Source organism: uncultured Megasphaera sp. (genome assembly GCF_958350005.1).
Taxonomy (GTDB): domain Bacteria; phylum Bacillota; class Negativicutes; order Veillonellales; family Megasphaeraceae; genus Megasphaera.
This window is the reverse complement of the sequence record NZ_CATWFF010000060.1, coordinates 1-11,340: the sequence shown is the minus strand read 5'-3', so window position 1 is coordinate 11,340 and position 11,340 is coordinate 1. Positions and strand designations below refer to the sequence as shown.

At 54.0% G+C, this 11,340-nt stretch carries 11 protein-coding genes; 1 reads left to right on the top strand and 10 read right to left on the bottom strand.

What is annotated here, in order from left to right; genetic code table 11:
• Positions 1 to 166 precede the first annotated feature (166 nt).
• On the top strand, positions 167 to 2,335 hold the full coding sequence (locus Q3886_RS05055; RefSeq protein ID WP_301860081.1) for a Tex family protein: 2,169 nt from the start codon (positions 167 to 169) through the stop codon (positions 2,333 to 2,335).
• A 102-nt stretch (positions 2,336 to 2,437) separates the two neighbouring features.
• Here the strand turns inward: Q3886_RS05055 and Q3886_RS05050 are convergent, their stop codons facing one another.
• The 10 genes from Q3886_RS05050 to ruvA all read right to left on the bottom strand — a co-directional run.
• A complete protein-coding gene (locus Q3886_RS05050) occupies positions 2,438 to 3,355 on the bottom strand; it encodes an alpha/beta hydrolase (RefSeq protein ID WP_301860080.1) in 918 nt (305 codons plus the stop codon).
• Positions 3,356 to 3,536: 181 nt separating this feature from the next.
• The gene (secF, locus tag Q3886_RS05045; protein WP_301860079.1) at positions 3,537 to 4,472 is read right to left on the bottom strand and encodes a protein translocase subunit SecF; all 936 of its coding nucleotides are present in this window, start codon (positions 4,470 to 4,472) and stop codon (positions 3,537 to 3,539) included.
• A complete protein-coding gene (gene secD / locus Q3886_RS05040) occupies positions 4,469 to 5,704 on the bottom strand; it encodes a protein translocase subunit SecD (protein ID WP_301860078.1) in 1,236 nt (411 codons plus the stop codon). The genes secF and secD overlap by 4 nt, the downstream gene beginning before the upstream one ends.
• Before the next feature lie 124 nt (positions 5,705 to 5,828).
• Complete coding sequence (yajC, locus tag Q3886_RS05035) at positions 5,829 to 6,179, bottom strand: preprotein translocase subunit YajC (protein WP_367881553.1); 351 nt, start codon at positions 6,177 to 6,179, stop codon at positions 5,829 to 5,831.
• 57 nt (positions 6,180 to 6,236) lie between these two features.
• Entirely contained in the window at positions 6,237 to 7,343 is a 1,107-nt protein-coding gene (gene tgt / locus Q3886_RS05030) for a tRNA guanosine(34) transglycosylase Tgt (RefSeq protein ID WP_301860077.1), read from the bottom strand.
• A 10-nt stretch (positions 7,344 to 7,353) separates the two neighbouring features.
• A complete protein-coding gene (queA, locus tag Q3886_RS05025; protein WP_301860076.1) occupies positions 7,354 to 8,373 on the bottom strand; it encodes a tRNA preQ1(34) S-adenosylmethionine ribosyltransferase-isomerase QueA in 1,020 nt (339 codons plus the stop codon).
• A 14-nt stretch (positions 8,374 to 8,387) separates the two neighbouring features.
• Entirely contained in the window at positions 8,388 to 9,623 is a 1,236-nt protein-coding gene (locus Q3886_RS05020) for a SpoIID/LytB domain-containing protein (RefSeq protein ID WP_301860075.1), read from the bottom strand.
• A gap of 15 nt (positions 9,624 to 9,638) precedes the next feature.
• On the bottom strand, positions 9,639 to 9,854 hold the full coding sequence (locus tag Q3886_RS05015; RefSeq protein ID WP_301860074.1) for a DUF2905 domain-containing protein: 216 nt from the start codon (positions 9,852 to 9,854) through the stop codon (positions 9,639 to 9,641).
• An 8-nt stretch (positions 9,855 to 9,862) separates the two neighbouring features.
• The gene (gene ruvB, locus Q3886_RS05010) at positions 9,863 to 10,885 is read right to left on the bottom strand and encodes a Holliday junction branch migration DNA helicase RuvB (protein WP_301860073.1); all 1,023 of its coding nucleotides are present in this window, start codon (positions 10,883 to 10,885) and stop codon (positions 9,863 to 9,865) included.
• Between the two features lie 3 nt (positions 10,886 to 10,888).
• A partial coding sequence (gene ruvA, locus Q3886_RS05005; protein WP_301860072.1) for a Holliday junction branch migration protein RuvA occupies positions 10,889 to 11,340 on the bottom strand: 452 nt, incomplete at its 5' end.

The following is an 11,340-nucleotide window of genomic DNA, read 5'->3' as shown; positions in this document are numbered from 1 at the left end:
TTATAACGGTTATAAATAAAAATTACAATATCAGTGCAATATTTTCTCTATAAATTTCCATCTCTATAAAGAAAATTTTCTTCTTCGCCCCAGCGTCTTGACCGAACTGGCTTCACCCATCATAATAAGAAGAACATACGATAAGAACATGCAAAAGGAGTTTTTCATGATAGAAGAACAGATACTACACCTTGTCGCTCAGGCGGCAAACATTGCGCCCCGCCAGGTACGGGCCGCCCTGAACCTTCTGGAAGAAGGCAATACGATTCCCTTTATTGCCCGCTATCGAAAAGAAGCGACAGGCCTTCTCAACGAAGTGCAGCTTCGCCGCATTCACGAACTGTATGAACACGAACAGGCCCTGGCCAGCCGCCGTCAGGCCGTACGCCAGTCCATTACGGAACAGGGATTATGGACAGACGAGCTGGGAAAGCAGCTCGATGAGGCAACACGAATCCAGGAAATTGAAGACATTTATCTCCCTTTTCGTCCCAAAAAACGCACAAAGGCCTCTGTAGCCCGCGAAGCCGGCCTGGAACCGCTGGCTGAGCAGTTCTGGCAGCAAGATTCCCACGGCCCGAAACCGGAACAGCTGGCTGCCGGATATACAAATGACGCTGTACCGACAGCAGCCGACGCCATAGCCGGAGCATCGCATATTCTGGCAGAACGAATGGCCGAATACATTCCCTTTCGCCAGTATATACGGCGTGTATTATGGAAAACGGCCAAACTGGAATGTACCCTGGCCGTCGAAGAACAAGAAGCCAAGGCCATGGCGACGTATGCCGACTTCAGCGAACGCATTGCCTCTCTGCCAAGTCATCGGATTCTGGCCATTAACCGCGGCGAAGCGCAGAAACTGCTTAAAGTAACGCTGGCTGACGCAGCAGACGCCAATATTGCCGCCCTGACGGACCAGATCGTCCGTCATCCCTCGCCGTACAGCCAGATTCTCGCCAATGCAGCGGCCGACAGTTACAAGCGGCTGATTTTCCCGCAGATGGAACGGGAAATCCGCAATGACCTGACCGAAAAAGCAGAAAAGCAGGCAATTTACGTATTTGCCCAGAATCTGCGCAGTCTTCTCCTGCAGCCGCCCTTTACGGGACAGATCATTCTCGGCCTGGACCCGGGATACCGGACAGGATGCAAAGCTGCCGTCATTGATGAAACAGGCCGTGTCCGGGATTACGGCACGTATTATCTGACCCATTCCGAACAGAAGCGCCGTCAAAGCGCCGATGCCCTGACAGCGATGATCCAAACATACGGCGTCACCCTCATTTCCATCGGCAATGGCACAGCGTCATATGAAACGGAGCAGTTCGTCTCCCAGCTCATTGACGAGCGGAAGCTGTCCTGCCAGTATATCATTGCCAATGAAGCCGGAGCTTCCGTATATTCTGCATCCGATCTGGCCCGGGAAGAACTGCCTGACCTGGATGTAACCATTCGCGGCGCCGTCTCCATTGCCCGCCGCATCCAGGACCCCCTGGCAGAGTCGGTAAAAATCGACCCCAAATCCATCGGCGTCGGCCAGTACCAGCACGATGTCAACCAAAAGAACCTGTCAGCTGCCCTCGATTCTGTCGTTGAATCGGTAGTAAACTACGTTGGCGTCGACTTAAATACGGCGTCGCCGGCCTTACTGCAGCACGTTTCCGGTCTGACTGCCTCAACGGCAGCCAACATCGTAGCCTATCGCACAGCACATGGTCCCTTTCACAACCGACAGGAACTTTTATCGGTCAATCGGCTGGGACCGGCGACCTTCACGCAGTGCGCCGGCTTCCTGCGCATTCGCCAGGGCACAGACCCGCTGGACAATACGTCAGTCCATCCCGAATCATACGGTCTGGCTGAACAGATTGTCCGCCACTATGGCCTGACCCTGCAGGACCTGCAAGACCCTGAGAAACTGCGCATGCTGCAGCAGAAAATCCAGATGAACGCCGCGCCGGCCCTGGCAGCCAGCCTGCATGCCGGCGAGCCGACCATCCGGGATATTCTGGAAGAACTGCGCAAACCGGGCCGCGATGTACGCAGTGAATTTCCGCAGCCTCTGACGAGGAAACACGTCGTCTCTCTCGATGAGCTGCAAGTCGGCACTGTCGTCCGCGGTACCGTACAGAACGTCGTCGATTTCGGCGCCTTCGTCGATTTTGGTCTGAAGACGCCGGGGCTCATTCACCGTTCTGAATTATGCAGTCACCCGTTCCGCCATCCTGCCGACATCGTCCACGTCGGTGACATCATCGATGCCGTCATCATCTCCGTCGATGCCGGCCGCGGCCGCATTGGCCTGTCTATGAAACAGCTCAAAAAATCATAGCCCTGCACACAGTCGAATTCATATAAAGATAAAAGAGGCTGCTGCCAAAGAGCCATGTTCTTTGGCAGCAGCCTCTTTCTGTTTTCTATACTATAGTATATGTTACGCTAAAAAATCAGCCATATCCTCATAGGTGCGGCAAATTTCCGGATAGCACAGTTTTTCAAAATTTAAATAGGAATGAACCATGCCATCGTAGTGTCGCAGTTCTGCCTCTACACCAAGCTCCTGGAGCCGCTGCACATAGGCCCGGTCTTCATCGCGGAAGGGACAAAATCCTGCCGTAATCATCAGCGTTGCCGGCATCTGTGCCGTCAGGCTTCCCCACAAGGGAGAAGCAGCCCGCCGGTCTGCATGGCTTCCATAATACTGATCAAAGTACCAGCGGAGTTTTTCTTTCGTAAAACCTGTTTCAGGGCGGCAGTTTTCCTCAATGGACGGAAAGGTGTGAATCATATCCAGGCAGGGATATACCAGAATCTGATGCGTCAGCGGCACCGAATGAGCAGACTGCTCAGCGGCACTGACGACGGCTGCCAAATACCCGCCGGCACTGTCGCCGCATACTGTCACGTCGTCAGCATGGGAAATTCCCAGGTCGTCCAACGTAGGCAAAGCCTGTCTGGCAACGGCCAGGGCGTCTTCTTCGGCAGCAGGATAGGGATTTTCCGGGGCCAGCCGGTATTCCGGCGTAATGACAATATGATTCGTCGCCATGGCAATGCGGCGGCAAATCGGATCATATACCGTAACCGTATCGATGACAAAGCCGCCGCCGTGATAGTAAATCAGTACGGGCAGATTCTTTGCCGCCGATGGTATATATATGCGAACGGGCACGTCGTAGATGCCGCAGTCTTTCATGACTGTATCGACAATCTGATGAACGCCGACTTTCGGCATTTCCTGTTCCCGCGCCATGCGGGACGAGCCTTCCCGCATGGTAATGGGTGTCATGACAAAATTTTCTTTCTGGTTTTCCCGAATAAATGCCAGCAATTCCGGCTTAATCTGATGCATCCCATCCACTCCCCAGTTTCTGTAATATACGTCTTATTATTCTAACACAAAGGCCGTATGCTAGCAATATACATTTGTCTCCATTTTATACAAAAGCGCTGCACTCCCTGACAATACACAGGAGTGCAGCGCTGATACCACTATAGAACGGATATACCCAAAATAACAGGATGCAGCAGGACTAGGCCTGTTCCCCTTCCCCTTCTGCTGCTGCTTCGACAGCTTTGGGACCGCGCCGGCTGGATGTATGGTTTTTCCAGACGACCCAGATCGACGTATCGACACAAATGGATGAGTAAGCACCGCTGATAAAGCCGATGAGCATGACAAGAGAGAAGTTCTTCGTCGATTCGCCGCCGAAGAAGTGCAGGGCGCCGCAGGCAAACAATACCGTCGTCAGCGTGTAAATGCTGCGGTGAATGCTCTGGGAAATACTGTCATGGGCCAGCTTTTCATACGTATCGGTCCGGCGGTGAGTCCGCGTGTTTTCACGAACCCGGTCGAAAATGACGACGGCTTCATTCATGGAATAGCCGACAACCGTCAGAATAGCTGCCAGGAAGGACGCGTCAATTTCCAGGTGGAAAAAGGAAAATACGCCCAGTACCATAATGAGGTCGTGCAGAATAGATACGATAGCCGAAATGGCAATCTTGTATTCAAAGCGGAAGGAAATATACGCAGCCAGGGCGATGAAGGCGACAGCCAGATTCAGAATGGCATTTTTCGTTACTTCTGAGCCAATAACGGCACCGACTGATTCGGTCCGTTTGACATCAGCCCCGCCGAGCTGATCGTTTAACTTGCCGGCAATGGCATTGCTTTCTTCACTGGTCAGGTTGCGCATGCGGATCATGACGTCCTGGGACGATTCCTGATCAGTAACGCCGGACAGCTGAATGACGCTGTTTTCCAGATTCATGCCGGACGTATCGACGACATTGCGGACCTGGGCGACTGTAACAGGCTGTTTGAACTGCATGTCCAGAATCGTGCCGCCTGTATAATCAATGCCGAAGTTAAAGCCATTGATAAAAATGGATACCAGGCTCAGGACCACCAGCACAGACGACAGGGTAAACCACCATTTGCGATGAGCAACAATATCAAAACTCATTTCTGTTCCCCCTTCTTCAGCATGTGTTCCGGTGCCTTACGGTTCAGCCCGTAGAACCAGGGATTCGTGACCAGGCCCGTGTTGATGAGCCACGTCAGCAGCGACCGGCTGACAATAATGGCCGTAAACATGCTGACAATAATCCCCAGAGCCAGGTTGACGGCAAAGCCTTTGACCGTGCCGGACCCCATGACGATAAGGACGACGGCGGCAATCATGACCGATACGTTGGCATCGAGGATCGTATTGAAAGCCCGCTTGAACCCGGCTTCCATAGACGTGCGCAGGCTCTTGCCGATAAGGACCTCTTCCTTAAACCGTTCAAAAATCAGGATATTCGCATCTACGGCAAAGCCCATGGACAGGATAATGCCGGCAATCCCCGGCAAGGTCAGTGTCGCATCGAGGTATTTCAAGATGGACAGCAGAATCAGAACGTAGACCAGAAGGGCTACGTTGGCCACAATACCGGACAGGCGGTAAATGACGACCAGGAAAATCATGATCAGGATAATGCCGATAGCAAAGGCCTTTTCACTCTTGATCTTGGAATCCTGACCGAGGCTCGGGCCAATGGTACGGACTTCCATGACCTTCAGCTTGACCGGCAGTGCACCGGACCGCAGGAGAATAGCCAGGTTTTTGGCTTCTTCCAGGGATTTGCTCCCTGTAATAACAGCCTTGCCGCCGGTAATCGGTTCATTGACGACTGGAGACGTCAATACTTCGCCGTCGAGGAGAATAGAAATCTGATGGCCCACGTTGGACGCCGTCAGATCGGCAAATTTCTGAGCCCCTTCATCAGTAAATTCAATGGCAACGACGTTTCTGCCGCCGTTTTCAATCTGTTCTTTCGCCGTTTTCAGGTCGCTGCCGGTCATGCGGGTCGTGCCGCTTTCATCTTTAAATTCCATAATAGCCGTCTTGCCAATCGTTTCGATGGCTTTTTCCGGGTTCTTTTCGCCTGGCAGCTCGACAATAATGCGGCGGGCCCCTTCTTTCTGCACAATCGGCTCGGTCAGGCCCATTTCATTAATACGCCGTTCGACAATCGTCACAGCCCGGCTCAGCGAGTCTTCCGTTACCGGCGCGTCCGGCGAGTCTTCTGCTTCCAGTACAATATGTGTGCCGCCCTGCAGATCCAGGCCCTGTTTAATCGAATTGGCCAGTGGATAAATAAAGGCAAAGAACAGGCCTAAAATAATGGCGACAGCGCCGAAAAATTGTATCATGTTACGAGTCCGCAACAGATATCCCTCCTTTTATATCCAGTGCGAAAACACAAAAAGGCCATGAAGCCGGCTGCCCCGCTCCCGCAAAGAGAGACAGGGCCAGCCTGCCAGCTGCATGGCTTTTTTACGTTGCGTCGTTTGTTTCTTCCTGTTTGGCTTCAACGGGCTGCTTTTCTGCCTTCTGAGCTTTTTTGGGTTCTGCAGGCTTATCCTGCTTGCCCAGAACCTGGCCGACAGCACTGCGCTGTATCTTGATTTCCACCCGTTCAGCAATGCGAACGATCAGGTAGTCATCATGGAGCGATACGACCGTACCGAACAGGCCGCCGGCCGTAATGATCTTCGCACCGGCCTTCAGGCTGTTCAGCATTTCCTGACGCCGCTTCTGCTGTTTCTTCTGAGGCCGCCATAACATGAAGTAGAAAATGACAACCATCAGGATAATGGGCCAGAAAGCGTTGAGCTGATCCATCATATTCACGTAATTCACCTCCTATAATACATATACTGATTTATATGCAAAATGCCTTGGTTATGCATCTTGATATCGCTGCCAGAATTCCCGGCGAAATTCACGGAACGCGCCGTCCAGAATAGACTGACGCATGTCGCGCATGAACTGCAGCAGGAAATACAAATTGTGAATGCTTACGAGCCGATAGGCCAGCAGCTCTTCGGCCTTGAACAAATGGCGTATATAGGCCCGCGTGAAATTGCGGCACGTATAGCAGCCGCATCCTTCTTCAATGGGCTGGAAATCGCGGGCATATGCGGCATTGCGCACGGTCAGCCGTCCCGTATGGGTCATGGCCATGCCGTTGCGGGCGACACGCGTCGGGAAGACGCAGTCAAACATATCTACGCCGCGGGCCACGCCTTCGAGGAGACAGTCCGGTGTGCCGACCCCCATGAGATAGCGGGCTTTATGCTTCGGCAAATACGGTGTCGTATGCTCTAATATATCATACATTATATCCTTAGATTCGCCAACACTCAAGCCGCCAATGCCATATCCGTCAAAATCCATGTCCACCAGGTCTTCGCAGCTCCGGCGGCGCAGGTCTTTGTACATGCCGCCCTGGACGATGCCGAACAGACCCTGCGTGTCGCTGTGATGGTGATCGAGGCAGCGCCTGGCCCAGCGGCTCGTCCGTTCTGTCGAATGGAGTGTATATTCATAGTCAGACGGATAGGGAATGCATTCGTCAAAAGCCATGGCAATATCGGAATTAAGGGCCATCTGAATGTCCATGGATACTTCCGGTGAGAGAAACTTTTTCGACCCGTCCAGATGGGACCGGAACGTAACGCCTTCTTCCGTAATCTTGCGCATTTTCCCCAGACTGAATACCTGAAAGCCGCCGCTGTCCGTCAGAATGGCCTGTTTCCAGTTCATAAAGCGGTGCAGACCGCCAGCTTCCCGGACCAGATTTTCACCGGGACGCAAAAACAGGTGATACGTATTGCTCAGGATGACCTGTGCCCCCATATCGTAAAGTTCTTCCGGCGCCAGCGTCTTTACCGTAGCCTGCGTACCGACGGGCATAAACATAGGTGTCAGAAACGTCCCGTGCGGCGTGCGCAGAATCCCGGCCCGTGCGCCGTCACATTCTCCTTGCTGTTCAAATGTAATAACCACTGCTGCCCTCCTATCGAATAAACATGGCGTCGCCAAAACTGAAGAAGCGGTATTTTTCCTGTACGGCAATTTCATAGGCATGAAGGATTTTTTCCCGCGTCGACAAAGCACTGATCAGCATGAGCAGCGTCGATTCAGGGAGATGAAAATTCGTCACCAGTCCATCGGCAATATGAAAGGTAAATCCCGGATAAATGAAGATATTCGTCCAGCCCGATCCAGCCTGCAGCGTGCCTGACGCACCGGCACTTTCCAGGGTACGCATGGACGTCGTGCCGACAGCAATAACCCGCCGCCCTTCTTTCTTGGCCGCATTGACAGCAGCGGCTGCTTCCGGCGTAACGCTGTAAAATTCGCTGTGCATGGCGTGATCTTCAATGTTTTCTTCTTCTACAGGCCGGAACGTCCCCAGGCCGACGTGGAGCGTGACGAACACCGTTTCCACCCCTTTGGCGCGGATTTCGTCCAGCAGTTCGTCCGTAAAATGCAATCCTGCCGTCGGCGCTGCTGCAGACCCCCGTTCCCGGGCATACACCGTCTGGTATTCGTCAGGATCTTCCAGCGCTTCGTGAATATACGGCGGCAAAGGCATTTCGCCAATTTGATCGATAATATCATCGAATACGCCGTCGTAATGAAACTGCACAATACGGCCGCCAAAATCGGTCCGTTCCAGAACGTCTGCTGTCAGGCCCAGGGGAAATTCGATCGTCGTTCCTGGCAGGGCCTTTTTCCCTGGTTTAACCAGTACTTCCCAGCGGTCGTCGCCAACAGGCGTCAGGAGCAGCACTTCCACCTTGCCGCCAGTCGGAATGCGCCGGCCGTGCAGGCGGGCCGGAATAACGCGGGAATCATTGAATACGAGGACATCCCCCTTATGCAGTTCCTTCGGCAAATCGTAAAAATGAGCATGTTCGACAGCGCCGCTTTTTCGGTCGTACAGCATGAGCCGGGCATGATCCCGCTGCTGCGCCGGATGCTGGGCAATGAGTTCCTTTGGCAAATCATAATAAAAATCGCTGAGTTTCACCGTACACCTACTCCTTAATATAAGCGTTCCAATTTGGTATCTGTATAATAATGGGCTAAAATTTTCCGGTAGTAATCCTTGTCATTCGGGTGTTCCCGCGCCATCTGGTAAGCGCCGTACTGGCTCATGCCCAGGCCGTGGCCCCAGCCAAAGCCATAAATCGTAAAGGCCTGACGGGGCTTGACGGAAAACACCGGTTTCCGGGCCGGCTTGTCCTGATCCGGATCAGGCGGCGTCCCCTGGCCGGAATAAAAATCAAAGAGCGTACTCTTCAGGCCCAAAATGGACTGAAAGGCATTGCCTGTCACATTTACTTTCCCTTTTGAGCCGATGACCGTCATATTCAGAACCCGGCCGGAAACGCCGCGGTCTGTAGCCGCAATAGGCCGCTTGGCCAGGGGCGACAGGGAAATGGATTTCACCGTGCCCACACCCTTGCCGGCAGCCTGCAGATTAGACGCCAGTTTTTCCGGCGTCGTCGACACCGACCAGCTGTACGACGGCATCTTATCGCTCTTGTCGACTACGCCCCGCAAATAGGGCAGCGCCGTGCCCCAGACGTTTTCACTGTTTTCTGTCCAGCCGCCGGCACTGGCCGAAAAAATGGCCTCAATAGGCTTTCCTTTATGGGTCAGAATTTCGCCACTCGTCGCATTGACGGCCTGAATAATAGACGGCGCTTCGGCATTGACGCCGCCGTATACCTGGCTGCGCGTATCATCGGTCATATCGAAGCCGCGGCTTTTGAAGTAATTCCGGTGCGACACGGCATAGGTCCGGGCGGCTACAGACTGAGCCTTCAGCGCTTCCAGACTCCACGACGGCGACATTTCCTTGCCGACCACGCCGTACAGGTAGTATTCCAGGGGCACCACGTTGACTACGGTCATTCCCGATGAAGCCGGCGATTTCATCATTTCCAGATATCCCCGGTACGAATAGCCGTCTGTTACCTTGACGAGGCCGTCCTTCTGCAGAGGCCGCACCGATATGGGGCCAGCCGTTTTCGCACCGTTTACGGTCAGCTCAGATCCGCTGATCTGTATCTGCACAGGCGTGTTGGCCTTTACTTTCTTCCATAATTTTTCCTGCCTGTATACGCCGACATCCTGCGTTCCCACGACGGACACGCTGCCCTGTCCTTCCCGTATGCCAATGCGCATATCCGGGCCGTTTCCTGCAGCCAGAGCCGCCGCAGTCACCCAGACCAGCAGCACTGCGCCAACGACAATGCGAACCAATCGTCTCATACCCATGCCTGCCTCCTAATGACGGAAAAATATATTCATAATAATAGACAAAATCACGCTGATAATAATGCAGGTAACAATGGGAAACGAAAAAGACGTGTTCCCTTTGGTTATATGTATATCTCCCGGCAGATGACCGATAAAGCGGCTCCAGCCCAGAGAATCAAGTACCATCCAGCAAAGGCCGGCGACGATGCATACCAGGCCGATGATAATGAGCAGTTTTGCCATAGTTCCTCCTAAAACAGAGCCGTTCCCTTTGCGTCTTTCGGTGCCGGCAGTCCCAGATGAGCATACGCTGCCGCCGTAACGACGCGGCCCCGGGGCGTGCGGTTCAGAAAACCGAGCTGCATGAGAAACGGTTCGTACACATCTTCTACAGCATCGACGGATTCGCTGATAGCCGCAGCAATCGTATCCAGCCCCACCGGGCCGCCGCCGAATTTCTCGATAATGACCTGCAGGACCCGCCGGTCTGTCCGGTCCAGGCCGCAGTCATCTACTTCCAGTCGGTCCAGAGCCTGGCCGGCCAGTTCGGCCGTAATGACCGGCTCTTCTGCGACCTGGACAAAGTCACGGACCCGCTTCAGCAGACGGTTGGCAATGCGCGGCGTCCCCCGCGACCGGCAGGCTACGGCCATGGCGCCGGAATCGTCGATTTCAATATTCAGTATATCTGCAGTCCGCTTGATAATCAGCACCAGTTCGTCTGGACGGTAAAACTCCAGGCGGCAAATGACGCCGAACCGATCCCGCAGCGGCGGCGCCAGACGGCCGACCTGAGTCGTTGCGCCGACCAGCGTAAACGGCGGCAGATCAATGCGCACCGACCGGGCACTGGGGCCCTTGCCGATGACAATATCCAGGGCAAAATCTTCCATTGCCGCATAGAGCACTTCTTCTACGCTGTGAGACAGGCGGTGTATTTCGTCGATGAACAGGACATCCCGTTCCTGCAGATTCGTCAGCAGTGCCGCCAGGTCGCCAGGCCGTTCAATGGCCGGACCGGACGTAATGCGCAGGCTCACGCCGAGCTCATTGGCAATAATGCCGGCCATGGTCGTCTTGCCCAGGCCTGGCGGGCCATAGAGCAGGACGTGATCCAGGGCCTCGCCGCGCAGCTTGGCAGCCTGAATGAAGACGTCCAGGTTCTGCTTGGCCTTTTCCTGGCCAATATATTCTTTTAAATAATGAGGCCGCAGGCTGTACTGCCAGGAATCGCCCGGCACCTGGCCTGTTTCCACAATCCGGTTTTCTTCCATTCCTTACCTCCCGCTTCCCAGAGACCGGAGCGTCTCTTTCAGCAGTTCTTCCACAGACTGGCAGTGCGGGGCCTTTGCTTCCAGCACAGGCAGCACTTCCTGGGCCGTATATCCCAGACCGGTCAGAGCGGCCAGCGCTTCTGCTGCCAGTCCCTGCGGCGCCGCTGTCGTGTCAGTTTCTTCTGCAACCAGCCCGTCACCGACAGCACCGACTTTATCATGCAGTTCCAGAATCATCCGTTCTGCTGTCTTCTTGCCGACACCGGGCATCTTCGTCAGGACTTTCATGTTCTTCTGGTGAACAGCCAGGCGGAACCCGTCGGGGCTGACGGCGCTCAGAATGCCGAGAGCCACTTTGGGGCCAATACCGTTGACGCCGAGAAGCAGCATGAACAGGTCGTATTCATCCTGCGTGACGAAGCCATACAGAACCATGGCATCTTCGCGGACGCTCA